At 66.8% G+C, this 22,853-nt stretch carries 22 protein-coding genes and 1 pseudogene; 8 read left to right on the top strand and 15 right to left on the bottom strand.

The window, feature by feature from the left end; translation table 11 throughout:
- The first annotated feature begins 4 nt into the window (after positions 1–4).
- Complete coding sequence (locus tag FUT88_RS20125) at positions 5–1,018, top strand: 2-dehydropantoate 2-reductase (protein ID WP_147217753.1); 1,014 nt, start codon at positions 5–7, stop codon at positions 1,016–1,018.
- Here the strand turns inward: FUT88_RS20125 and FUT88_RS20120 are convergent.
- The 5 genes and pseudogenes from FUT88_RS20120 to FUT88_RS20100 all read right to left on the bottom strand — a co-directional run bounded on the left by FUT88_RS20120 (position 1,015) and on the right by FUT88_RS20100 (position 4,812).
- Positions 1,015–1,707, bottom strand: a complete 693-nt coding sequence (locus FUT88_RS20120; protein ID WP_147217751.1) for a Crp/Fnr family transcriptional regulator — start codon at positions 1,705–1,707, stop codon at positions 1,015–1,017. The two genes, FUT88_RS20125 and FUT88_RS20120, sit on opposite strands and share 4 nt — an antisense overlap.
- Before the next feature lie 16 nt (positions 1,708–1,723).
- The gene (locus FUT88_RS20115) at positions 1,724–2,095 is read right to left on the bottom strand and encodes a 2OG-Fe(II) oxygenase (protein ID WP_147217750.1); all 372 of its coding nucleotides are present in this window, start codon (positions 2,093–2,095) and stop codon (positions 1,724–1,726) included.
- Between the two features lie 45 nt (positions 2,096–2,140).
- Positions 2,141–2,404: a DUF2164 domain-containing protein gene (locus tag FUT88_RS20110; protein ID WP_147217748.1), complete on the bottom strand. Its 264-nt coding sequence runs from the start codon at positions 2,402–2,404 to the stop codon at positions 2,141–2,143.
- A gap of 35 nt (positions 2,405–2,439) precedes the next feature.
- Positions 2,440–4,058 (bottom strand): annotated as a pseudogene (treA, locus tag FUT88_RS20105) (alpha,alpha-trehalase TreA).
- Between the two features lie 193 nt (positions 4,059–4,251).
- Positions 4,252–4,812 (bottom strand): dihydrofolate reductase family protein, encoded by a 561-nt coding sequence (locus FUT88_RS20100; RefSeq protein ID WP_147217746.1) that lies wholly within the window; start codon positions 4,810–4,812, stop codon positions 4,252–4,254.
- Positions 4,813–4,963: 151 nt separating this feature from the next.
- Between FUT88_RS20100 and FUT88_RS20095 the strand changes: the two genes are divergently transcribed.
- A complete protein-coding gene (locus tag FUT88_RS20095) occupies positions 4,964–5,581 on the top strand; it encodes an HAD hydrolase-like protein (protein ID WP_147217744.1) in 618 nt (205 codons plus the stop codon).
- A gap of 64 nt (positions 5,582–5,645) precedes the next feature.
- Here FUT88_RS20095 and FUT88_RS20090 read toward each other — a convergent pair whose 3' ends face one another.
- On the bottom strand, positions 5,646–5,972 hold the full coding sequence (locus FUT88_RS20090) for a hypothetical protein (protein WP_186829353.1): 327 nt from the start codon (positions 5,970–5,972) through the stop codon (positions 5,646–5,648).
- A 72-nt stretch (positions 5,973–6,044) separates the two neighbouring features.
- Positions 6,045–6,395 (bottom strand): hypothetical protein, encoded by a 351-nt coding sequence (locus FUT88_RS20085; protein WP_147217742.1) that lies wholly within the window; start codon positions 6,393–6,395, stop codon positions 6,045–6,047.
- 208 nt (positions 6,396–6,603) lie between these two features.
- Between FUT88_RS20085 and FUT88_RS20080 the strand changes: the two genes are divergently transcribed.
- The gene (locus tag FUT88_RS20080) at positions 6,604–7,182 is read left to right on the top strand and encodes a chorismate mutase (RefSeq protein ID WP_186829352.1); all 579 of its coding nucleotides are present in this window, start codon (positions 6,604–6,606) and stop codon (positions 7,180–7,182) included.
- A gap of 31 nt (positions 7,183–7,213) precedes the next feature.
- On the opposite strand, the gene FUT88_RS20075 is transcribed toward FUT88_RS20080, so the two are convergent.
- Entirely contained in the window at positions 7,214–8,128 is a 915-nt protein-coding gene (locus tag FUT88_RS20075) for a LysR family transcriptional regulator (protein WP_147217740.1), read from the bottom strand.
- Positions 8,129–8,229: 101 nt separating this feature from the next.
- On the opposite strand from FUT88_RS20075, the gene FUT88_RS20070 reads away from it, so the two are divergent.
- From FUT88_RS20070 to FUT88_RS20060, 3 genes are read left to right on the top strand one after another with little or no spacing between them, the layout of a single operon-like run.
- The gene (locus tag FUT88_RS20070) at positions 8,230–8,934 is read left to right on the top strand and encodes a type 1 glutamine amidotransferase domain-containing protein (RefSeq protein WP_147217738.1); all 705 of its coding nucleotides are present in this window, start codon (positions 8,230–8,232) and stop codon (positions 8,932–8,934) included.
- Positions 8,935–8,976: 42 nt separating this feature from the next.
- Positions 8,977–9,771, top strand: coding sequence for an SDR family NAD(P)-dependent oxidoreductase (locus FUT88_RS20065; protein WP_096746321.1), 795 nt, complete (start codon positions 8,977–8,979; stop codon positions 9,769–9,771).
- 34 nt (positions 9,772–9,805) lie between these two features.
- Positions 9,806–11,041, top strand: a complete 1,236-nt coding sequence (locus FUT88_RS20060; protein WP_147217737.1) for an L-dopachrome tautomerase-related protein — start codon at positions 9,806–9,808, stop codon at positions 11,039–11,041.
- Positions 11,042–11,058: 17 nt separating this feature from the next.
- On the opposite strand, the gene FUT88_RS20055 is transcribed toward FUT88_RS20060, so the two are convergent.
- The 4 genes from FUT88_RS20055 to FUT88_RS20040 all read right to left on the bottom strand — a co-directional run bounded on the left by FUT88_RS20055 (position 11,059) and on the right by FUT88_RS20040 (position 16,564).
- Positions 11,059–12,540, bottom strand: a complete 1,482-nt coding sequence (locus FUT88_RS20055; RefSeq protein ID WP_147217735.1) for a DegQ family serine endoprotease — start codon at positions 12,538–12,540, stop codon at positions 11,059–11,061.
- Between the two features lie 149 nt (positions 12,541–12,689).
- Positions 12,690–14,006, bottom strand: coding sequence for an ATP-binding protein (locus FUT88_RS20050; RefSeq protein ID WP_147217733.1), 1,317 nt, complete (start codon positions 14,004–14,006; stop codon positions 12,690–12,692).
- A gap of 3 nt (positions 14,007–14,009) precedes the next feature.
- Positions 14,010–14,744 carry a response regulator transcription factor gene (locus FUT88_RS20045; protein ID WP_147217731.1) on the bottom strand — a complete coding sequence of 245 codons (735 nt, stop codon included), beginning with the start codon at positions 14,742–14,744 and terminating at the stop codon, positions 14,010–14,012.
- Between the two features lie 95 nt (positions 14,745–14,839).
- Positions 14,840–16,564 (bottom strand): protease pro-enzyme activation domain-containing protein, encoded by a 1,725-nt coding sequence (locus tag FUT88_RS20040; RefSeq protein ID WP_147217729.1) that lies wholly within the window; start codon positions 16,562–16,564, stop codon positions 14,840–14,842.
- 215 nt (positions 16,565–16,779) lie between these two features.
- Between FUT88_RS20040 and FUT88_RS20035 the strand changes: the two genes are divergently transcribed.
- Entirely contained in the window at positions 16,780–17,613 is an 834-nt protein-coding gene (locus tag FUT88_RS20035) for a MurR/RpiR family transcriptional regulator (RefSeq protein WP_147217727.1), read from the top strand.
- Positions 17,614–17,638: 25 nt separating this feature from the next.
- Here FUT88_RS20035 and FUT88_RS20030 read toward each other — a convergent pair whose 3' ends face one another.
- The 3 genes from FUT88_RS20030 to zwf are packed head-to-tail and all read right to left on the bottom strand — an operon-like array spanning position 17,639 to position 20,848.
- Complete coding sequence (locus FUT88_RS20030) at positions 17,639–18,694, bottom strand: glucokinase (protein WP_147217726.1); 1,056 nt, start codon at positions 18,692–18,694, stop codon at positions 17,639–17,641.
- Complete coding sequence (gene pgl / locus FUT88_RS20025) at positions 18,675–19,379, bottom strand: 6-phosphogluconolactonase (RefSeq protein ID WP_147217724.1); 705 nt, start codon at positions 19,377–19,379, stop codon at positions 18,675–18,677. Before pgl ends, FUT88_RS20030 begins: the two co-directional genes overlap by 20 nt.
- Positions 19,379–20,848, bottom strand: coding sequence for a glucose-6-phosphate dehydrogenase (zwf, locus tag FUT88_RS20020; protein ID WP_147217566.1), 1,470 nt, complete (start codon positions 20,846–20,848; stop codon positions 19,379–19,381). The genes pgl and zwf overlap by 1 nt, the downstream gene beginning before the upstream one ends.
- Positions 20,849–21,169: 321 nt before the next feature.
- On the opposite strand from zwf, the gene edd reads away from it, so the two are divergent.
- On the top strand, positions 21,170–22,853 hold a 1,684-nt coding region (edd, locus tag FUT88_RS20015; RefSeq protein WP_147217722.1), incomplete at its 3' end, for a phosphogluconate dehydratase.

Here is a 22,853-nt window from a genome sequence, read left to right as displayed (position 1 = left end):
ACGCATGGCGAAAATCTGCATCGTGGGGGCCGGCTCGATCGGCTGTTATCTGGGCGGCCGTCTGCTGGCGGCCGGTGCCGATGTCTCGCTCGTGGGCCGCGCACGCATCGGCAACGAACTCAGCGCGCACGGCCTGACCTTGACGGACTACCGCAACGGCCGGTGGCACGTGCCGCCTTCGGCGATCCGCTACATGGCCGAGCCCAGCGCCGCCGCCGATGCCGATCTCGTGCTGGTGACCGTCAAATCCGCCGCCACGCAATCTGTCGCCGATGAACTGAAGCCCGTGCTGCGCGCGGGCGCTATCGTCATCAGCTTTCAGAACGGCCTGCGCAATGCCGACGTGCTGCGCGCCGCCCTGCCGCAGCAGATCGTGCTGGCCGGCATGGTGCCCTTCAACGTGATGCAGCCCGGGCCCGGCGCCTTTCATCAAGGCACGGCCGGTGAATTGGAAGTGGCGGCATCGCCCGCGCTGCAACCGTTTCTCGATGACTTCCGCCGCGCAGGTCTGCCGCTCATGGAACGCACCGACATGGCAGCCGTGCAATGGGCCAAGCTGCTGCTCAACCTGAACAACGCCATCAATGCACTGGCCAACCGGCCGCTGAAGGAAGAGCTGTCGCAGCGTGCGTACCGGCGTTGCCTCGCGCTGGCACAAACAGAAGCGCTCCGGCTGCTGGCGCGTGCGGGCATTCGGCCTGCCAAGCTGACGCCGATAGCGCCCGCTTGGATTCCACGCCTGCTCGCCACGCCCGATGCGGTGTTTGCGCTACTGGGCGGAAAGATGCTCGCCATGGATCCGCTCGCGCGATCGTCCATGTCTGACGATCTGGCCGCCGGGCGCATGACCGAGGTCGACTGGATCAACGGAGAAGTTGTGCGCCTGGCGGAGCGCCTCGGGCAACGCGCAACGGTGAATGCGCAACTGTGTGCGCTAGTGCATGCCGCCGAATCCGCCACCACACGCCCGAGCTGGTCGGGCAACGATCTGCTGGCAGAGTTGCGGGCGGCGGGTTAGTCGGCGCCGGCTTCGCTGGCAGCCAGCAACTGGGCCATGTCCTGAATCTCGATGTGGCCATAGCGCAGGCGGATCGCACCGAGCTTGACCAGCGCCTGCAGCTCCTTGCTGAGCGTCTGCCGGCTGATGCCCAGCATCATCGCCAACGCGTCTTGCGAGGTCGAGATGCTCGCGCGCCCCTCTGCCGAAAGCGACACATCGCCGTGCGCGAGCGAAGCAATACGCCGCGCCACGCGCGCCCGCGTGCCGTGCAGCGCCGCACTCGCCAGCGAGCCATACGCTAGGCGAAGGCGCGTTGCCACCAGCCGCGCGATTGCGCCGGCAAATGCAGCATCGCGCATCAGTGCTTCAAATTGCGCCACGCTCACGGCCAGCACGTCCGAATCTTCCAGTGCGATTGCGCAATGGCCGCGCGGTTGCTGATCTAGCGTCGAGACCCCGCCGAACCAGTTGCCCGGCTCCACCAAGGTGAGGATCGCCTCGTCGCCCTCGGCATTGAAGACGGAAAGCTTGAGCGCACCGCTCGCCACGCCAAAGAACGCATGCGAACCGGCGTCCATCGGATCGCCCTGTCGAAAGAGAAATGCTCCCGCGCCGATGCGCACCGGCGCCGTCGCTTCGAGCAGCGCGTCGGCAACGTGCGGAGGGAGGCTCCTGAACCACGGATTGGCGGCGAATGCGTTCGTCACGATTCAGTTCCCGCACTTAGCCCCGGCGGCCTAACACCCAACCCACCGACAACACATATCGACTGCCGCCCACCACGCGCGTCACGCTGTGCTCGCACGCGTCGGGGCGGAACAGCTTGATGCGCCGTGTCTGGAAGATCGGCTTCGCGCAGACAAACTCGCCGCCCGCGCGTGGCGACTTCAGCACGATGTTCAGCCGATAGTGCCGGCCGTTGGCAACGGGGTCGGTATGCGGTGGAATTTCCGAACCCTCCGGATAGCGGATCAGGTAGCTGTCGAACGGGATGGGCCACGGCGCGGTGGCCAGCAGCATCTTGTCGTAGCCCGTGCCCTGACGGCCGCGCTGCCAGCGAAAGGCGGTGCTGAAGAATGCGCGCAAGGAAGACATGGAAACGAAGCGGCCGGAATGGAATCCGGGCATGGTAGCCGGGAACTATCGGCGCTTGTCGAATTTCTTCCAGTACCCGAACGGCTCCTGGTGGCACTCGTAGTCCAGCTCGGCCACGCGCGTCTGCAGACGTTCCTGCGCCTCCTGCACGGCGAGGTTGTAGACCGCGGGGCCGATCTCTTCAAGAAAGAAACTGAGCAGCGCACCGGCCTGAATGTTGCCGATGCGCTCGTCCAACTGCTCGGTGAAGTAGCGCTGGATGGATTGGACGGCCGCTTCGCGGACGTCGCGGTCAAGTTCGATGGGCATGCGCAGGGCTCGGGGTGGCGGACAAGGCCACCAGCTTACTGCCCGCGGCCATACGCATCCAGCAGCTTGAGGGTGACGCCGTTCGTCCAGCCGAAGCCGTCCTGCAACGGATACTCACCGCCGCCACCGCCGGTGCCCGTTCCATCGACGATGTATTTCTCGACGAGCTTCTGCTGGCTGGCATAGAGCTGCTCGACGCTGCCGAGAAAGCGCTCGCCAATCGCCTGGGCAAGCGGCTGCCAGCCGTAGCGCTGCGCGCCGCGCAACGCGATCCATTGCAGCGGCGCCCAGCCGTTGGGCGCATCCCACTGCTGGCCGGTCTTGAAGGTCGTGGTGGACAACCCGCCCACCTGCAGCAGCGCCTGCTGCGTCCATTGCAATGTCTTCCACGCGCGGTCGGGGCGGGCGGCACCCACAAACAGCGGATACGTCATCGCGGCGGACTTGTTGTCGCGCACGCGGCCGAGCTGCCAGTCGTAATCGGCGTAGTAGCCGGCGGGGTGCCACAGGTAGCGCTCGATGGCGACGGCACGCTTTCCGGCGCGCACGGAGTATTCGACCGTGCACGCAAAATCGCGCGCTGCTGTGCAACCGCGCGCGATCGTCTTCTCAAGCTGGAACATCAGGCTGTTCAGATCCACCGGCACGATCGACGTCGTGCGGATGGTGCCCAGCGTAGCGTTGTCGCCAAACCAGCGTGAGCTGAAATCCCAGCCGCTTTCGGCCGCCGCACGCAGGTCGCGCCAGATCTCGTTGGCGGGGCGTGCGGGTGTCTGCTGCGCGGTGGTCACGTCTTGCAGATACGACTCGGGGCGCGGGGTGTCCTGGTCGTCCCAGTAGCGGTTGAGCACAGTGCCGTCGCGCATGACGACGACGTTGCTGCTCGCCTGTCCGGCAGGCGTGGTGGCCGCGCCGCGCATCCAGTACGCATACTCCTTGCGCAGCTGCGGCAGGTAGCGCTTGAGCGCCGCGTCGCCCTCTTGTTGAGCGGCCAGCTCCACCATCAACGCAAAGAACGGCGGCTGCGAGCGGCTCAGGTAGTACGTGCGATTGCCGTTCGGGATGTGGCCGAACTGGTCGATGGCATAGGCGAAGTTGTCGAGCATGTTATCGACCAGGTCTTCGCGGCCCGCTTCCTGCAGGCCGAGCATGGTGAAGTAGGTATCCCAGTAATAGCCCTCACGGAAGCGGCCGCCCGGCACCACGTACGGCTTGGGCAGGGGAATGAGCGAGCTGTTGTCCGGCGCGGTGGTCGTTGTGCGCGTGAGCGCCGGCCACAGCCAGTTGATGTGCGCGCGCAAGGACTGCCCGCGGGCGGCGTCACGGGCGTATCGACCGGCGGCGTGAAGTACTGGTCGACAAACGCCTTGAGCGAGAAGCCGGGCACGCCTTTCTGTGCCTGATACGCCTGCAGGATGACCGCGGGCGCGGCCTTGGGCACCGCATCGACAAACGTCTTCTGGTCCGGATACACCTGCGCGGTCTGCACCGCCACGAACAAGTCGCCGTAGAGCTTGTCGGGCGACGGCGGCAGCGCGGCACCCACGCCCACATCGGCCAACGCCGACGAGGCCGCCAAACCAAACGCGAGCCATGCGGCAACCTTCGCCACACGGCGCCGGATCAAAAAGTGAGCCTGTCGATGCATCGTCATCTCCTGCCTGGTTGACGGAAAGCCAGTCCAGAAAAGGAGACGCCGACAGCGTTGTCAAATCGACAGGTTTTGCGCAAAAGGGCGGCATACCCAAGCGGCAGGAATGGCGCCATATCGGGCTCTGTGGGCAAGCAACTTGCTGATGCGCGGCGATGCTTCGGTCGCCCGTGCGAGCGTTTGGCGCCAAACCGCACTAGCCGCGCACGACCTCGTAGCGCATCTCGACGAACGTGTTCTTGTAGGGCACGGCGGAAGTCAGCTTCAGCGCAGGCTGCACGATGCGGCGCGGCAACAGCGGCAGGCCCGTACCTAGCGTGACGGGCATCACCTGCACGATCAGTTCGTCCAGCAGCCCCGCATCGAGAAACCTGCCAGCGAGTTCACCGCCACCAACGATCCAGAGATTGCGCCCACCGGCTGCGGCCAGCATGTCGCGGTGCACTGGCCGCACATCGCCCCGCACGAAGCGGATCTCCGCACCTTGCACCGCCGGCAGCGTGCGCGATGTGAAGACCCACGCGGGCTGCACGTAAGGCCATGGCTGGGCTTCGCCCGCGGGGCCGGGCTTGGCCAGTTCGCGCAGCAGCCATTCGTAGGTGGACGCACCCATTGCCAGCGCGCCGACGTCGCGAATGAAGCTGTCGTAGCTTGTGCCTTCCAGCGAGCCAAACTGCATCAGCCAATCGAGCGAGTGATCCGTCGTGGCGATGAAGCCGTCCAGGGTGGTGGCGGCGTAGTACTGGGTCTTGGACATGGCATGCGCTCTCGTTGTTGTTTGAGGGAACGCAATGCTACGGGATCGGCAGCGCGCAAGTTTTAGATCGGCTGAGGCGCAACGGACGCCGTCGCACAAGCGCATGCTTGGCCGCTACAATCGGCGTCCGCCTTTTCTCACACCGGCACGGATGCCCTACCGACTCATCGCCTTCGACTTTGACGGCACACTGGCTGACTCCTTCGACGCGTTCGTTGATGCACTGAATGCGGCAGCGACGAAACACGGATTCCACCGGCTCGAAGGTGCCCGGCTGGCGCAGGCGCGCGGAGCATCGGCGCGCGACGTCATGCGCCTGCTGGATGTGCCGGTGTGGAAGGCCCCCGCCATCACCCTCGAGATGCGCCAGCAGATGCGCGAGCGTATCGCTCAAACCCAGCTGTTCGACGGCGTTGCCGAAACGCTGGAAGCACTCGCAGGGCGTGGTGTGCGTCTGGCCATCGCCACATCCAATGCCGAGGACAACGTGCGGGCCGTGCTGGGCCCGGCAACACGGTGGGTCCACCACTACAGCTGCGGCATCTCGGTATTCGGCAAGGCGCGCAAGCTGGCGGCGCTCACGGCCTCGACGCGCGTGCGCCCGGAAGACGTGCTGTATGTGGGTGACGAAATACGCGACGCCGATGCAGCGCGCGCCACAGGCATCGCGTTCCGGGGAGTGGCCTGGGGATACACGGCGCCAGACGCGTTGCAGCGACACGCGGGGGCGCCGCTGCTCGGCCGGCCGGAGGATTTGCTGGCCTTGTAGCAGCGGCCGCAGCGCTCGCGGCAGTCTCGTGCGATCGCTGCACTCCGGCGCCGCCGCCCCGCCCTCAGCGCTGCGGGCCCAAGTCGTCGACGGCGCGCCCGCCGGTGGAGTGCAGCGCTGCTTCGGCGGCATCCACCTCCGAAGGCTCGGCTTCGATGGTCAGCAGGAAACGCCCGCCGATCACGACGTTCTGGAATTTGCGCTCGTAGGTCTCGGCGTTTTCGCCGCCGGGCTCGTAGTCGCCGCAGAGGAAGTTGCCGCACAAGGCACCTGCCTCGTCACCCTGGTGCGACAGCGCGACGCGCTCCAGCGTGAGGCCGGTGTTCAACACGGCTTGGCGGGCTGCCTCGGCAGCAGCATGGTCTGTGAAGATGCGGACGATGGTCGGCATGGGGGTTCTGCTCGTGGTGAACCCAGAATTGACGCATCGGCCGTGCCCGGCGACACGCCGGACGGGGGCCGCTCAGAACAACGCCATCTGGCGCATCCCGAACCCGATCGCCTCTTCCACCCGCATGCGAGCGTGCGTGAGCGACCCCTCGATGCCGGAGAGCGTACCGGCCAGCCAGCGGTAAAGCAGCGGTGCCTGACCGCGCGGGCTCAGGTGGATTTCACCGAGCTTCTTGCCGCGCTTGTCGCGGTAATAGTGGGAGCGGTAGCCGCGTTCCCAATGGGTGATTGGGCCGCGCCATCGGCGCAAGCGGCGGGGTTTGGTGGGGGCGTTGTCGGCCGACGATGCCGACGCCGGTTCCTCCCAGCCGAAAGCGGGTTTGGCAAACAGCGGCAAACCTTCCAGATCGGGGTAGAAATCCATCGTCGTATGCTCAGCTAGCCGCGCCGCCGCAGGCTTTGCGGACAAACACGGCGCGTAGGCCGCATGATACCTGGGTTTATGGCAGACGGCACGTGCAAACGGCCTAACGGCGGGCATCGGAACAACATTGCGCACGCCCGACACCACGCGCTTCGGTATGATTGCCGCTCCCAGTCTCATGACACGCGGCAATCGACCGTTACCCAGCATGAAGAACGCCTTTAACACGTTGATGACACCCCGAATCGCCTGCGCCCTGTTGCTGGCGGCAAGCTGCGCGACCCAGGTCCACGCCCAGGAAGGCGCCTTCGCGCCACTGCTCCGCCATCTGGCCGATCGCCTGGTCACCGCAGACCAGGTCGCGCTGAGCAAATGGGACAGCGGCCAACCCGTCTACGACGGGGCACGCGAAGCGCAGGTCATTGCCAATGTCTCGGGCGAAGCGCCGGCATACGGGCTGGCGCCCGCCGATGTGGGGAACGTATTTGCCGACCAGATCGAAGCCAACAAGGAAGTGCAGTACGCCCTGCTCAATGACTGGCGCCGGGCCGGGGCCGCACCCGAAGCGCAGCGGCAGAGCCTGCGCGACGTCATCCGGCCCAGGCTGGACGGCTTGCAGAAATCCATCCTGCAGGCGCTGCGCGACGCGGCCCCGGCACGCGGCCGCGCGGATTGCCCGGTGCAGGTGGCAAAGGAAGTCGAGCGTGTCACGCGGGAGCAGTCGCTCGACACGCTGCATCGCATTGCACTGGACCGCGCGACAGCGCGGCTGTGCGTCAAGCAGTGAGCCCGCGCGCCGGCGCCCGTCGCGCATCCATTCAGGCGCCGCGATGCGGGTCGCCCGAAGTCAGCAGATCGATCAGCGCACGTGTCGCAGCGGATTGCCTGCGATGCGGCGCGTAGACGACCGAGAAGGGACGTGTCCGCCCACGTAGCGCCGGCAGCAGTTCGACCAGGCTGCCCTGCTCGAGCTGTTGGCGGACGACGAAGTCGTAGCTCTGGCAGATGCCCACGCCCTGCGCCGCCAGCGACACGACGCCCAACACGTCGCCTGAAACCTGAAGCGTGGAGGGCGGTAGCCATTCGACATCCTGCCCCCCATCCTTGAACACCCACGGCGCGATGCGGCCGGTACTCGGCATCACGAACGGCAGACAGACGTGTTGCTGGAGCGCATCCAGGCTTTGGGGCCAGCCTGAGCGCCGCAGGTAACCCGGCGAAGCCACCAGGCACAAGGCCGCATCTTCCAGCTTGCGCGCTACCAACCCGCTGTCGGGCAGATGGCCGAGCCGGATGGCCAGGTCAAACCCCTCGGCAACGAGGTCGACGTTTCGGTTCGTGATGTTCAGTTCGACACGGACGCGGGGGTGCTTCTGCGCAAACCGGGCCAGCAACGGCGGCAGGCGGTAGTGCCCGTACGTGGTCGGCACGCTCAGCCGCACACGGCCCTTGAGTTCGCCTTCCTCCCCCTGGGCCTCGCGCTCGGCCTCGTCGAGCAGCGTAAAGGCGGCGCGTGCCTGCTCCAGATATTGCCTGCCCGCATCGGTCAGCCCGATGCGACGCGTGGTCCGGCGCAGCAGCTGGTTGCCGAGGCGCGCCTCCAGCCGGGTGACGGCACGGCTCAGCACCGACGGCGTGGTCGACAGCGCCACCGCTCCCGCCGTAAACGACCCGTGTTCGGCGACCGCCAGGAACGCTTCGACATCGCCCAGGTAATCAAACTTCCGGCCCATTTTGTCTCTTGAAGAACAAATGATTGTCAGTGCCGGCAGTTTATCGCCATGTGGGTCAGCAATACAGTGTGATCCAACCCATGCAAGCCAGGACTCAAACCATGCACACTCACCCCGCCATCCGGCCCGTCCTCTTCGTGCTTACCAGCCACGGAACCAAGGGGAGCACGGGCGAGCCGACCGGCTATTACCTGGGCGAAGTCACGCACCCGCTGGCGGAACTCCAGGACGCCGGCATTGCCGTGGAGTTCGCTTCGATCGAGGGCGGCCAGCCGCCGGTGGACGGCCTCGACCTGAACGATCCCGTCAACGCCCGCTACTGGAACGACACGGCCTTCCGCAGCGCCGTCCGCCAGACCCGGCGCCTGGGCGACGTCGAGCCGAGCAGGTATTCGGCCATCTTCTTTGCCGGCGGCCATGGGGCGATGTGGGACTTCCCGGACAGCCCCGCCGTGTCGCGCGTCACGCGCGCAATTTACGAGGCGGGCGGTGTGGTGGGCGCCGTCTGCCACGGCCCCGCGGCACTCGTCAACGTCAAGCTCGGCGACGGTGCCTACCTCGTGGCAGGCAAGAACGTCAGCGCCTTTACCGACGACGAAGAGCGCGCGGTTGAACTCGACCACGTGGTGCCCTTCCTGCTCGCGAGCACGCTCGTGCAGCGCGGCGCAACGCACCACCCGGCGCCGGACTGGACGGCCAACGTTGTCGTGGACGGGCGCCTCGTCACCGGCCAGAACCCGCAGTCCGCCGCGGGCGTGGGTGCGGCCATGCGCGACCTCCTGCTTCGCCCGCACGGCCAGCAATGACACCACGCGCCACAGCGCGCTCACTCACAAGGAAAACAAGAGATGGATCTGCAGTTGAAGGGAAAAACCGCCATCGTGACGGGGGCCACGGCCGGTATCGGCTTGGCAATCGCCCGCACCCTGGCCAATGAAGGCGTGGCCGTCACCATGACGGGCCGCAACCGCGACAAGCTGGATACCGCCATCGCGGACATCGTTGCCGCCGTGCCGGGCGCCCAGCTCACGCCGGTCATCGCCGACTTGAGCACGGCTGAGGGCGCCGCCGCGGTCATACAAGCGCAGCCGAACGCAGACATTCTGGTGAACAACCTGGGCATGTACGAAGCCAAGGCCTTCGCAGAAATCAGCGACGAAGACTGGCGCCAGATGTTCGAAATCAACGTCATGTCAGGCGTGCGCCTGTCGCGCCATTACTTTGCCGGCATGCTGGAACGGAACTGGGGACGGGTGATCTTCATCTCCAGCGAGGTCGGCGCATTCACGCCGCCGGACATGGTGCACTACGGCGTGACCAAGTCTGCGCAGCTGGCGGTGTCGCGCGGCATGGCCGAATTGACGAAGGGCACCGGCGTCACGGTCAACAGCGTGCTGCCTGCGGCGACCCGCTCGGACGGCATCGTCGAGTACCTGCGCCAGACCGCGCCGCGCCCCGGCATGACCGACGCACAGATCGAGGCGCATTTCTTCCAGACGTACCGCCCGAGTTCATTGATCGCCCGGATGATCGAGGCAGATGAAGTGGCGGCCATGGTGGCGTTGCTTGCGAGCCCCTTGGGCGCGGCCTCCAACGGTGCGGCGGTGCGTGTAGAAGGCGGCAGCTTCCGCTCGATTCTTTGAACGCCCCCCACCCACCCATTCCTGGATATCGAACATGAATCGCTATCGCCTCACCCTGGCTGCCGCGCTGCTGGCAGCGCTCGCCTGCAGCACGGCAGCCGCGGCGGTGCAGCCCGCGCAGGCGGCCGAGCGTGCATCGCTTGAACGCTGGCGCAGCTATACGGGCGTGACCTGGGCCGCTGCCGACGACGAGGGCAACGCCGCAGCCGATGCAGGCTCGGTCAACGCACCGATTGCAGGCATCCACTTCGACGTGCAAGGACGCGCGTTTGTCAGCACGCCACGGCTGGTGTCTGCGGATGCGCCGGCCACGTTGAGCGTGCTGGACACCCGCACCGCCTCGGGGCCGGCACGGCTGACGGCGTTTCCGTCCACCGAGGGCAATGCCGTGGCCGGTGCGCCGGACCAGCACCTTCGCAACGTGCTCGGCTTCTACATCGATCGGCGCAACGGTTGGCTGTGGGCCCTGGACCAGGGCTTCGTGGCCGGCGAGACCGAAGCCCCCGCAGGCGCGCAGAAGATCATGGTGTATGCCCTCGACACCGGCCGCCTGATCAAGCGTATCGGCCTCGATTCCGTGGCAGACCGCAAGGCGAGCTTCCTCAATGACATCGTCGTCGATGAAGCCCGCAAGGTCGCCTACGTGTCGGACAGCGGCCTGCGCAGTGCACCCGCCAACCAGGCGGCGCTGATCGTCGTGGATTTCACGTCGGGCCGTGCGCGCCGCCTGCTCGATCGGCATCCGAGTCTGATGCCCGAACCGGGCGCCAAGGTCATGTCGCACGGCACGGAAGTCTGGCCAGGCAAGCCGCTGGTCCTGGGCATCAACGGCATCGCGCTCTCGCCCGATGCCCGCACGCTGTATTGGACCGTCACCACGGGCCGGCACGCGCATGCGATTGCCACGCACGTGCTTCGCAACCCGAAGGCCAATCGCGCGGAGGTCGCCGCCGCCGTGCAACACCTTGGCGACGTGGGCGGCAACACGGATGGCATTGCCACCGGCGCCGACGGCCGGCTGTACATCACCGACGTCACACGCAACGGCATCGTGCGGTACGACCCTGCCACGAAGGCGATGGCACTGGTAGCGACCGATGAAGACGTCTCCTGGCCCGATACGCCGACGATCGCTCCCGACGGCGCTCTGGTGGTGACTGCCAGCCGCCTGAACCTGCACTTCGCGGGCATGGTCAAGGCCGGCGAAGAACGTTACGACCTCTGGCGTCTGCCGTTACGCCCTTCCGGCCAGGGCGGCATGTCAAAGTAGGTCGTCAGCAGGCCCCGTCAGCCCAGGTCCACCGGCACGAAGATCTTCGTATCGTCACGCTGCACCAGCAGGGCGACGTGCTTGCCGGCGCGATCCACCAGCGTGCGCAACTCCTGCACCGACGACACCGGCGTGCCGTTGAGCGACAGGATCACGTCGCCCGGCTGGATGCCGACCTTGGCCGACGGGCCGGTCACGTCCATCACCACCAGGCCGCCGGGCAAACCGTTCTGACGCTTTTCTTCCGGTTGCAGCGGGCGCACAGCCAGGCCCAGGCGGCCTTGGTCCGGGGCAGCCTTTTCGCTGGCTGCCACCTTGGTGTCCTTGGCGGCGCCGACGGTCACCGTCAGCGTGGTCGGCTTGCCCTGGCGAATGATCTGCAGCGGCACAGTGGTGCCAGGCTTGATGTCGGCCACCTGCTCGGGCAGGTCGCCCGACCGGTCGATACGTGCATCGCCAATCTGCAGGATCACGTCGCCCGGTTGCAGCCCGGCCTTGGCCGCGGGGCCGCCGTCTTCCACCGAGTTCACCAACGCGCCTTCCGGCTTGGGCAGCTTGAAGGAATCGGCCAGCGACTGGTCGACCTCCTGCACAGCAATGCCCAAGCGGCCGCGCGTGACCTTGCCGGTGGACACAAGCTGCTGCTCCACTTTCATCGCCACATCGATCGGCACGGCAAACGACAGGCCCTGGTAGCCGCCGGTCTGGCTGTAGATCTGCGAGTTGATGCCGATCACCTCGCCGCGCTGGTTGAACAGCGGGCCGCCCGAGTTGCCGGGGTTCACGGCCACATCGGTCTGAATGAACGGCACGTAGGTGTCGTCCGGCAGCGAGCGCGACTTGGCGCTCACGATGCCTGCCGTGACGGTGTTCTCGAAACCGTACGGCGAACCGATCGCCAGCACCGGCTCGCCCACCTTGGTGTTGGCGGGGCTGCCGATCTGCACCACCGGCAGGTTCTTGGCCGAGATGCGCAGCACTGCCACGTCCGATTGCTTGTCGACGCCCAGCACCTTGGCCTTGAACTCGCGGCGATCAGTCAGCTTGACATTGACCTCCTGGGCGCCGTCCACCACGTGGGCGTTGGTCAGGATCAGCCCATCGGCCGAGACGATGAAGCCGGAGCCCAGACCGCGCACGATCTGGTCGCCCCGCTGCTGCGGCATCTGCGGCATGAAGCGCTTGAAGAATTCGGAGAACGGATCATCCGGGCTCATGCCGGGCGGCAGTCCTTGCATGCTGGTGCGCTGTGCATGCGCGGTGGTGCTGATGTTGACCACCGCGGGGCCGTAGCGATCGACGATGCCGGAGAAATCCATTGGCGTCGCCACAGCCATCGGCGCCGTGCTCGGGGCTGCCGCGGTGGTTGCCGTCGCGGTGGCCACGGGTGCCGCCACGGCGCGCGAGATCATGTCTTTCTGAAGATAGGCATAGCCGCCTGCAACGGCGACCACGGCGGCCAGGCCAGCCGCACTGCGTGCCAGGGTTTGACGCGTCATTGTCGTGTCCTCTCTCTTGCTGAGCGCGAGGGTCACGGCCTGCGGAGTCGCCTGCCGTGCCCATCGGTTGAGGGCATCGTAGGCGGGCAGACTTAATCGAGACTTAAAGGTCGGCGCCGCACACCGACATCACATGAAACAAAGTGTTTCTACGCGTTGGCCTTGAAGGGAAAGCGCAACACCACGCGCAAGCCGCCGCCTTCACGCGCTTCCAGTGCGAGGGTTGCGTCATGCGCCTGCGCGATTTCCCGGACGATGGCGAGCCCCAGGCCGCTGCCGCCGGTGGGCGCTTGCGCAGGCCGATAGAACCGATCCAGCACGCGTTCGCGTTCGTCTGCGGGGATGCCGGGGCCGTTGTCTTCGACCACGAGCTGCGCGCCACCGTCTGGCGTATGCGCGGTCGACACATCGACGCGCGCCCCGGCCGGGCAGTACTTCAGCGCGTTGTCGACCAGATTGACCAGCAGCACGCGCAGCGCATCGGCATTGCCGATCACGGATGCGGGCTGCGACTCCGGCGCGATCCCCAGGTCAATGCGCTTTTGCACTGCCGCTGGCGATAGCTCGGCCACCACGTCGGCCGCCACGGCGTCGAGCGCAACCGTTGCACGCTGCGTATCGGCAGCGCCCGGCTCCTGCCGCGCCAGCGTCAGCAACTGACCAACAAGACGGATCATGCGCTCCACACCGCGATGCAGATCGGCATGCGCGGCGCGGCGTTCATCTTCGTTCTCGGCGCGGTCGGCCACCTGCAATTGCAGCTTGAGCGCAGCCAGTGGCGTGCGCAGCGCATGCGCGGCGTCGGCGACAAACGCGCGCTGGTGCGCCAGTGCGGTGCCGAGGCGCGCCAGCAGATCGTTCAATGCGTTCGTCAGCGGCCGGATCTCGTCCGGCAAATCGTGCGTGGGCAACGGCGACAGCGCGGCCGCGTCGCGCGCCTGCACCTGCTTGGCCACGGAGCCCAGCGGCGCCAACCCGCGCCCGACCGCCAGCCAGAGGATCCAGCCCAGCAGCGGCAAGAGGATGAGCAACGGCGCCACGGTGCGCAACGCCATGCGCGCCGCCACCTCGTGCCGCGCGCTATACGGCTGGGCGATCTGCACCACGGCAGGCCCGAACGCAACGCTGTAGATGCGCCACGGGCCCTCGGGCGTATTCGCGTCGGAAAAGCCCAACTCGGCCTGGTCCGGCAGATTGGGGCGCGCGTGCGAGAGGTACAGGCTGCGGCCTGTGCCGTCCCAGATGCGGATCACGACGTCGTCGTCACGCGCAATGCCGGCGAGCGCCGGGGGCGGCGGGTCGATCCACTGGCTCGGCAGCGCGGCGGCCACCTGCTGCATCTGGTAGTCGAACAGCGCGTTGGCTTCCTGGCGCGCCTGCGCGTAGATCAGGCCGGTGGCGATGACGATGCCCGCCAGAAGGCCGCCGGCCAGCCACCACAGCAGGGTTTTACGGATGGATTGCATGGATTATTGGTGCGCGTCGCCGCCGGCAGGTTCCGCAGGCGACGTCGGCGCCTCACGTGGAATCACATACCCCACGCCGCGGATGTTCTGGATGAAATGGCTGCCGAGCTTCTTGCGCAGCGCATGGATGTAGACCTCGACCGTGTTGCTGCCGACCTCTTCATCCCAGCCGTAGAGGTTGTCCTGCAGCTGCGCGATCGACCACACCTTGCCCGGCCGCGCGAGCAGCGCATGCAGCACCGCAAACTCGCGGCCCGACAGCTTGACCGGCACACCCGCGCGCAGCACTTCGCGGGTCACGGGGTTGAGCAGCACCTCGCCGTGGCGCATGAGCGGATCGGCACGGCCGCCCTGTCTGCGCAGCAGCGCGTGCATGCGCGCAGCCAGCTCCTGCAGGTCGAACGGCTTGACGAGGTAATCGTCTGCGCCGGCATTGAGCCCGGCTACGCGGTCGGCCACCGCATCGCGCGCGGTCAGGATCAGGATGGGGATGGAGATGCCGCGCTGGCGCAGCTCGCGCACCACGTCGAGCCCGTCGCGCTTGGGCAGGCCGAGGTCGAGCAGCATGAGGTCGAACATGGTGGTGCCCGGTTCCGCACCCGCGGCACCGGGGGCGGTCACGGCGTGCACGGCAGCCTCGCCGTCGCGCACCCAATCGATGGCGAAACCGTCGTGGCGCAAACCCTTGCGCACGCTGTCGCCGATCATGTCGTCGTCTTCCACGAGCAGTACGCGCATGACGAATCAAAAATAAGCCGGGGAAGGCTCATTGTAGAACCGCCGCGCGGGCGGCTCGCGCTTTGTGCGAAACCGCCCGCAAACTCACCTCCGCATCAGAATCCGCCCGATTTGATCAACTGGTTCAACGCGCCGATGTTCAGGCTGCCCCAGCCCGTCGGGTAGTCCCAGCCCTTGGCGGCGCTGTAACCGTAGCCCTGGTAGCCGTTGTTGCCCGACACCACGTCATAGCGCAGCAGCGACGCGTTGGCCGGAATGGCGCTGTACAGGCGCGCCGCCGGAAAGCCCAGGTTGCCGTTGGCCGCCAGCAGCCGCGCCCAGAAGCCGACGAAGATGGGCGACGCCAGGCTCGTGCCGCCAATCTGCTGCAGCTGCCCGTAGTTGTAGATGTAGGCACCGGTGCTTTGCGCCGCGTCGAACGACACATCGGGCAAGAGCCGCGCATTGCCGCCCTGCCAACTCGGTGCCGGCAGGATCTGACTGATGCCGCCGCCGGTGGCCCACAGCTTGCCGTTGCCGTCGAGGCCCTCGTTCCACACGGTCTCGCTGGCGAAGCTCGATCCGCTCGTATAGAGCGTGGTGCCGCCAATGGCCAGCACGTGCGGCGACGATGCCGGCCACGACACGCTGTAGTTGCCGCCGTCCGGATAGCCGCGGTTGTTGCACTCGTAGACGCCCTCGTCGCCGGAAGACACGGAGAACGTCTGCCCCTGCGCGGCGGCCGTGGTGAAGATGGCCTCTTCGGCATCGAGCGTGCCGTCGGCGCTGGCGTCGTTCTCGCACCAGCCGAGCGACACGTTGATGATCTTGGCCGTGTTGTCGGTCACCGCCTTGTTGAACGCCTTGGTCAGGCCCGTGTTGCCCGGCGCGTTGAGATCGGCCATGTAAAAGGCCAGCTTGCCGACCGCGCCGCCGGCCGCGCCCACGATGGACTGGCTGTCGAGGTTCCACTCGCCCTGGCCTTCCTGATCATCGGTGTAGTTGCCGCTGGTGCCGTTCGTCTTGATCGTGGTGGTGGACACCGTGGCGTAACCGTTGTTGCTCGTGAACGTGCGCAAGTCGCGCAGCGTTTGCGATACCCCGCCGATGGTGATGACGCCCACTGTGGTGCCGGCCGCCGTCGGCACACCGGTCGCGCCATACAGCGCCGGGAATTCCTTCGGGTAGTGGCCCGTCGCGGTGCCCGCTGCCAGCGTGCGCGCTTCGGCCACATCGCCCACACGCAGCAGCGGACGCGCGCGCACCACGTTCTGCAGACCCAGCACCGAGCCGACGATGCCGCCCAGCGCGCGCGGCACCTGCGCCTTGCCGCTGTTCGCAAATCCGCTGCGGCCGGCCAACTGGTAATGCACCAGCGGCGTGTTGAACGCCGCCTTGACCGTGCCGGCCGTACCGCGCGCCGACACCAGCAGCCGGTTGGGCGCCACATCGATATCGATAAAGCCGTTCTGCCGCAGATAGCCCACCACGGCGTCCACCTGCGCCTGCGTGGGCGCGTGGTCGGCCATGAACTGCTCGCTGGTCAGGTACTTGCGGTAGCGCGGGCTGCGCGGATCGTTCACATCGTGCGCGAGCGCCTTCAGCGTGGCCTCGTTGCGCAGTTTGAGGCTGACCAGCACATCGGTGGTCTGACCAGGTGCGACCTCGTTGGCGGCGCCGCGGGCCATGAGCTGCGGGCCGGTCACGAACGCCTTGGTGTGGGTATCGACCCAGTCGGTGGCGGCATGCAGCGGCCCAGCCGCGAACACCAGCGGCCAGGCATACGCCAGATGACGGCACAGCGTGGAAAAGCGCTGCAGGGGGAGAGCAGTACGGAGCATCGGATGTCCTTTTGAGGGGTACGACGTTGCAGGACCACGCCGCTTGTGGCGACGTGGGCGTCGTTCACCGTAGCCAACGCGCTCGCCTCGCAACAGTGCAAAAACAGTCAGTTGCAGTCGGAGCGCGCGGCATCTAGCAACCCCTCGCCGGGCGGTTGCGCACGGCTGCGCTTGCCTTTATCGTGATGCGGTCCGCCATTCGAACCCGCGCGCAGATGAGCGCCCAGCAAGCCACTTCCTCCGCCACACCCGATGCACCGACCGACCTGCGCGAGCGCATTCGCGCGGCGCGCCCGTCGCTCTCTCCGGCCGAACGCCAAGTGGCCGACTGGGTGCTGCGCCAGGCCGGAACAGTGCTGAGCCTGCCGGTGGCCGCCATCGCGCGTGAGGCCGGCGTCAGCCAGCCGACCGTCATCCGCTTCTGCCGCTCGATGGGCTGCCATGGCCTGTCGGATTTCAAGCTGCGGCTCGCACAAGGCAACGTCGCCCGAGATGCCGCACCGGCGCGCAGCGCGTCGCCCTCGGGCACGCGCGTCCTGCGGAACGCCATCGATTCGCTCACCACGCTGCAAGAACGATTCGACGCTCGCACGCTCGATGCGGCGGTGGCGCTGGTCGACAGCGCACATCGCATCGACCTGTACGGCTTCGGCAGCTCCGGCGTGGTGGCGCTCGATGCGCAGACGAAGTTCTTCCGCTACGGCATTCCCGCGAATGCGTATAGCGATCCGTATCTGGTGTCGATGTCGCTGAACGTGCTGCAGGCGGGCGACGTGGTGATCGCCATTTCAAAATCGGGCGCGTTGCCCGAACTGCAGACGGCGGTGGAACGCGTGCGCGAACTCGGCGTGCGCGTGATTGCCGTCACCACGCCTGGCAGCCCGCTCGCGGCACTGGCCGATGTGGTGCTGCCCGCCGACGTGGACGATGCCGTGGCGGACCGCTCGATGGTCGCGCGCCTGTTGCACCTGGCGCTGCTCGATGCGCTGGTGCTGGAAGTTGCGCTGCGCAAGGGCAGCGCGCCCCAACACGCCGATCAACCTGAATAACGCCAATGCCGACGCCGACGCGGCGTCAGTGTCCCTGGGCCACCGCGTGGTCCATGGCAGCACAGAGGCCGATCAGCCCCGGGTACGGTGAATGAATCACGTACACCGGCATTGATGCCACATAGGCCGAGAAACGGCCCTTGTCTTCAAAACGCCGCCGGAACGGCGAGTTGGCAAACGCCGGCCCCAGACGCGGGACGATGCCGCCGCCGATGTACACGCCACCGCGCGCGCCCAGCGTGACCGCCAGGTTGGCCGCGATGGTGCCGAGAAACGCGCAGAACGTATCGACGGCGTAGCGGCAGCGTGCGTGGTCGCCCGCAGCATCTTCCATCTCGCCCAATGCGATGGCAGTGATGTCGGCGGCGCGGCGCAACGTGGGGCCTTGCTGCCAGAGATCGAAGCACGCGCCGAGCGCCTCGTAGATCAACTCCAGGCCCATGCCAGAAATCAACCGCTCGGCCGACACATGGCCGAAGCGCTCACGCGCGAAGCGCCAGATCACGACCTCCTCGTCATTCATCGGCGGAAAGGCGACATGGCCGCCCTCGCCGGCCACGGCAATGTAGCGGCCCTCCGCCGTCGGCAGCAGCGACGCGACGCCCAGGCCCGTGCCGGCGCCGAGCAGCGCCCGCGGCGCATCGGCCAGGCTGGCGCCGCCGCCAACCTGTTCCAGCTCATCTGCAGGCAGATACGGCAACGCATGCGCCAGCGCTGCAAAGTCATTGAGCACGACGAAGGTGTCGAAACCCAGCGACTGGCGCATCGCCTCGATCGAGAACGCCCAGTCGCGGTTGGTCATGCGAATCTGGTCCCCCAGCACCGGATTGGCGATGCCGATGGCGGCATGCCGCACGCCAGCCGCCGCGATTTCCGGCGGCAGCGATGCCAGGTACGCGCGCATGGCCGCTTCGAGCGACGGGTAATCATCGCCGGCCAGCACACCGATGTGGGCCAGGCGCATGGGCGCCATCTCGAGCGCAAAGCGCACGTTGGTGCCGCCCACGTCGGCGACCAGCCGCGGGTAGGCCAGCGTGTCGGCCACGGTGCCCGCGTTCACGTCATGCAGTCCAATAGACATCGAGCGGTACCTCCCGCTGATGAATGACATAGCTCACCGGCAGCGCGCGCTGTGCCCCGCCTTGCGCGGCCTCGTCGAACACACCGCGCTTGACCGGCCCCGAGATCGACAGAAACAGCCGCCGCGCCGCACACAGCGCAGACAGGTTCAGGCTGATGCGCCGATGCGGCGCTGCGCCGGGCCGCACCGGCAGATACGCCGGCGCATGCGTGCGATCGATGCCCTCTTCCAATTCAGGCGCGTCGGGAAACAACGATGCGGTATGCCCATCGTCGCCCATGCCGAGAATCACTACGTCGGGTTGCTGAAACGGATCGTTGGCCGTCGCCACGCATGCATCCACGTCAACCGAATCGCCATGCACATGCGGTGACAACACCAGGGGAAAGAAACGCGCCGCTGCCGCCGCATCCTGCAAAAGGTGCTCGCGCACGAGCCGCGCGTTGCTGTCGGCATGCCCGGGCGGCACCGCACGCTCGTCGACCAGGGTGATCGACACGTCGGCCCAGCGCAGCGGCAACACGCGCAAGGCAGCAAACAGCGCAATGGGCGAACGCCCCCCGGACACAGCCAGGCACGCACTGCCCTGTTCCTCGATCACATGCGTGAGCGTGTTGGCAATGGCCGCAGCCAGCGCTTGCACCTGCGCGGCGGCGTCCGGAACTGCGTGCCAGCGCATCGCCATTACATCTCCTCGTGCCAGGCGGCGTTGTCGCGCGAGAGCAGCGCGCTCGATGCCGCGGGGCCCCAGCTGCCCGCGGTGTAGCCCTTGGGCGGAATGCGTGCTTCGTTCCACGCTTCGATGATCGGCTCGACCCAGCGCCAGGCTTCGGCCTGTTCATCGCGGCGCACGAACAGGCCGAGCTTGCCGTTGACGGCGTCCATCAGCAGACGCTCATACGCGCCGGCATGGCGCACGCCGCCGTGGTCGGTAAAGTCCAGGTCCAGCGTGGACGGCTGCAGGCCCAGCGCCGCACCCGGCGTCTTGGTCAGGAACTGCAGGCGGATGCTCTCTTCCGGCTGCAGGCGGATGACGAGACGGTTTTCCGGAAACTGGATCAGCGGCTTGGGAAACAGCGCGTGCGGCACATCGTGGAAACGTACGACGATCTCCGCCAACCGCTGCGGCATGCGCTTGCCGGTGCGCAGGTAGAACGGCACGCCGGCCCAGCGCCAGTTGGCAATCTCGGCCTTGATGGCGACGAAGGTTTCCGTGCGGCTGTCGGGCGGAATGCCCTGCTCATGCAGATAGCCCTGCACCGGCTGCCCGGCGATGGCGCCTTCCTGATACTGGCCGCGCACGGTCTTCTCAGGCACCTCTTGCAGCGGGATCGGCTTGAGCGCTTTCAAGATCTTCAGCTTTTCGTCGCGGATGGCGTCTTGCGACAGGCTCGACGGCGGCTCCATGGCGACGATACATAGCAGTTGCAGCAGGTGGTTCTGCACCATGTCGCGCAGCGCACCGACGCCGTCGTAGAAATCGCCGCGCTTTTCCACGCCAAGCTGCTCGGCAATCGTGATCTGCACGTCCTTGATCCACTCGCGGCGCCACAGCGGCTCGAACAGCGCGTTGCCGAAGCGGATCGCCATCAGGTTCTGGACGGATTCTTTCCCGAGGTAATGGTCGATCCGGTAGATCTGGTCTTCGGCAAAGAACTCGGCCACGGCGGAGTTGATGCGCTCGTTTGACGCGAGATCCGTGCCCAGCGGCTTTTCCAGCACCAACCGCACATTGGGCGTATTCAGCCCGACGCGGGCGAGCTGCTTGCAGATGTCGATGAAGAAGCCCGGCGCCGTCGCCAGATAGCACACCGTCACTGGCGCCCGGTCTTCACCCAGCGCGGCGGCCAGCCCGTCGAACTGTTCGGGTTTGCGGGCGTCGACCTGCTGGTAGACGATGCGCTCGGCAAACGAGGCCCAGGCGTCGTCGGAGACGGGCGCTCCGGAATACAGGCGCATGGTCGGGCGCGTTTCGCGCTCCAGCAACGCCAGGTAGCCAGCTGTCTCCAGCGGCTGCGTGCCGATGGCGAAGATCCGCCCGCGCGGGTGCAGTTCGCCGCCCTGATGCGCATCGAACAAGGCCGGAATCAGCTTGCGGCGGGCAAGATCGCCCGTACCGCCGAACAACACCATGTCGAATGCGGGCACCGACATCGTCATCTCCTGTGTGTGAGCCATCGATTAGGCTAGCCTAGCTGACTAGCAAAGCCACGTCTTTTCAGCTCATTTTGTAGTATTACTACATCGCGAGCAAGACGTTCGTGAAACTGCCCCGGCAAGCGTTTCCGGCAAATCTTTTGCGCCGAAGCATGGCCTCCCGCGCGCCTTCTGGCACGCAATTCGCGTGCTCGGCCGTGTTACCGGCGCTGCGTCGGATGCGGTACCTGTGGAAAACCCTGCACCACATCCGGCCCATTTGTAGGAAAATTACAGCATTCCGTCCCGCCCGGACCTACCCCCTCCAGGAGAACCCGCATGGCCCTGCACCGCACTTTGGCCGCCGTCACCCAACGCATCATCGACCGCAGCCGCAGCCCCCGCCAGGCCTATCTGGACGTGACCCGCAAGAATGCCGGCCGCAAGGTCGAGCGTACGCTGCTCTCGTGTACGAACCTCGCCCACGGTTTTGCGGCCATGCCGGGCGAAGCGAAGATCCGCCTGAAAGCGCTGGAGCGGCCGAACCTGGGGATTGTCTCCGCCTACAACGACATGCTGTCGGCGCATCAGCCGCTGGAGGCGTTTCCGGCGTGGCTCAAGCAGGCTGCGCTGGAGGCCGGCGGCACCGCGCAGTTTGCCGGCGGCGTGCCGGCCATGTGCGATGGCGTGACGCAGGGGCAGGACGGGATGGAGCTGTCGCTGTTCTCGCGCGACACGATTGCCCTGTCGACGGCCGTGGCGCTGTCGCACCAGATGTTCGACGCGGCGCTGTACCTGGGCGTGTGCGACAAGATCGTGCCGGGGCTGGTGATCGGCGCGCTGTCGTTCGGCCACCTGCCCGCCGTGTTCGTGCCGGCCGGCCCGATGACCACCGGCATCAGCAATGATGAAAAGGCGCGCACCCGCCAGCTGTACGCCGAAGGCAAGCTCTCGCGCGCCGACCTGCTGGAAGCCGAATCCAAGTCGTACCACGGCCCGGGCACGTGCACGTTCTACGGCACGGCCAACTCCAACCAGATGCTGATGGAGGTCATGGGCCTGCACCTGCCGGGCACCGCCTTCATCAACCCGAACACGCCGCTGCGCGAAGCGCTCACGCGTGAGTCGGCGCGCCAGGCGCTCAAGCTCGTCTTCAGCGGCGACCAGTACACCCCCATTGCCGACGTGCTGGATGAGCGCGCGTTCGTCAACGGCATCGTCGGCCTGCTGGCCACGGGCGGCTCGACCAACCACACGCTGCACCTGGTGGCGATGGCGCGTGCGGCCGGCATCCTGCTCACGTGGGACGACTTCAACGATCTGTCGGGCGTGATTCCGCTGCTGGCGCGGGTCTACCCGAACGGCAAGGCCGACGTGAACGAATTCCAGGCCGCGGGCGGTCTGTCCATCGTGATTCGCGAACTCCTCGACGCCGGCCTGCTGCACGACGATGTGACGACGATCATGGGCAAGGGCCTGCGCCGTCATGCGCAAGAGCCCTTCCTGGAAGGCGACAAGCTGGTCTGGCGCGATGGCGCCGCCGCCTCGCTCGATACCAACATCGTGCGCGGCGTGGCCGAGCCGTTCTCGTCGGACGGCGGCCTGCGGGTGCTCGACGGCAACATCGGGCGCTCGGTCATCAAGGTGTCGGCGGTCAAGCCGGAACATCGTTTTGTGGAAGCGCCGGCACGCGTCTTCCTCGCGCAGGACGATCTGATCAACGCGTTCAAGGCCGGCGAACTGGAACGCGATTTCGTGGCCGTGCTGCCGTATCAGGGCCCGGCCGCCAACGGCATGCCCGAGCTGCACAAGCTCACGCCGACGCTGTCGGTGCTGCAGGAGCGCGGCTTCAAGGTCGCGCTGGTGACGGACGGCCGCATGTCGGGTGCGTCGGGCAAGGTGCCGGCCGCCATCCACATCACCCCGGAAGCGCTCAACGGCGGGCCGCTGGCACGTGTGCGCGATGGCGATATCGTCGTGCTGGATGCGGAAGCGGGCACGCTGCAAGTGCGCGTGCCGGAGG

This window comes from Ralstonia sp. TCR112, from assembly GCF_007997035.1.
Taxonomy (GTDB): Bacteria; Pseudomonadota; Gammaproteobacteria; order Burkholderiales; family Burkholderiaceae; genus Ralstonia; species Ralstonia edaphi.
The sequence above is the reverse complement of the archived record's forward strand: the minus strand, read 5'-3'. Positions and strand labels throughout refer to the sequence as shown.

Excerpts from the sequence above, each read along its gene's own strand:
- FUT88_RS20085 (WP_147217742.1), bottom strand. The coding sequence starts at position 6,395 with ATGGATTTCTACCCCGATCTGGAAGGTTTGCCGCTGTTTGCCAAACCC.
- FUT88_RS20090 (WP_186829353.1), bottom strand. The coding sequence starts at position 5,972 with ATGCCGACCATCGTCCGCATCTTCACAGACCATGCTGCTGCCGAGGCA.
- pgl (WP_147217724.1), bottom strand. The coding sequence starts at position 19,379 with ATGGCGATGCGCTGGCACGCAGTTCCGGACGCCGCCGCGCAGGTGCAA.
- FUT88_RS20045 (WP_147217731.1), bottom strand. The coding sequence starts at position 14,744 with ATGCGCGTACTGCTCGTGGAAGACGACGACATGATCGGCGACAGCGTG.
- FUT88_RS20035 (WP_147217727.1), top strand. The coding sequence starts at position 16,780 with ATGAGCGCCCAGCAAGCCACTTCCTCCGCCACACCCGATGCACCGACC.
- FUT88_RS20075 (WP_147217740.1), bottom strand. The coding sequence starts at position 8,128 with ATGGGCCGGAAGTTTGATTACCTGGGCGATGTCGAAGCGTTCCTGGCG.
- FUT88_RS20040 (WP_147217729.1), bottom strand. The coding sequence starts at position 16,564 with ATGCTCCGTACTGCTCTCCCCCTGCAGCGCTTTTCCACGCTGTGCCGT.
- FUT88_RS20070 (WP_147217738.1), top strand. The coding sequence starts at position 8,230 with ATGCACACTCACCCCGCCATCCGGCCCGTCCTCTTCGTGCTTACCAGC.
- zwf (WP_147217566.1), bottom strand. The coding sequence starts at position 20,848 with ATGTCGGTGCCCGCATTCGACATGGTGTTGTTCGGCGGTACGGGCGAT.
- FUT88_RS20125 (WP_147217753.1), top strand. The coding sequence starts at position 5 with ATGGCGAAAATCTGCATCGTGGGGGCCGGCTCGATCGGCTGTTATCTG.
- FUT88_RS20095 (WP_147217744.1), top strand. The coding sequence starts at position 4,964 with ATGCCCTACCGACTCATCGCCTTCGACTTTGACGGCACACTGGCTGAC.
- FUT88_RS20055 (WP_147217735.1), bottom strand. The coding sequence starts at position 12,540 with ATGACGCGTCAAACCCTGGCACGCAGTGCGGCTGGCCTGGCCGCCGTG.
- FUT88_RS20110 (WP_147217748.1), bottom strand. The coding sequence starts at position 2,404 with ATGCCCATCGAACTTGACCGCGACGTCCGCGAAGCGGCCGTCCAATCC.
- FUT88_RS20115 (WP_147217750.1), bottom strand. The coding sequence starts at position 2,095 with ATGTCTTCCTTGCGCGCATTCTTCAGCACCGCCTTTCGCTGGCAGCGC.
- FUT88_RS20065 (WP_096746321.1), top strand. The coding sequence starts at position 8,977 with ATGGATCTGCAGTTGAAGGGAAAAACCGCCATCGTGACGGGGGCCACG.
- FUT88_RS20050 (WP_147217733.1), bottom strand. The coding sequence starts at position 14,006 with ATGCAATCCATCCGTAAAACCCTGCTGTGGTGGCTGGCCGGCGGCCTT.
- FUT88_RS20030 (WP_147217726.1), bottom strand. The coding sequence starts at position 18,694 with ATGTCTATTGGACTGCATGACGTGAACGCGGGCACCGTGGCCGACACG.
- FUT88_RS20060 (WP_147217737.1), top strand. The coding sequence starts at position 9,806 with ATGAATCGCTATCGCCTCACCCTGGCTGCCGCGCTGCTGGCAGCGCTC.
- FUT88_RS20100 (WP_147217746.1), bottom strand. The coding sequence starts at position 4,812 with ATGTCCAAGACCCAGTACTACGCCGCCACCACCCTGGACGGCTTCATC.
- FUT88_RS20080 (WP_186829352.1), top strand. The coding sequence starts at position 6,604 with ATGAAGAACGCCTTTAACACGTTGATGACACCCCGAATCGCCTGCGCC.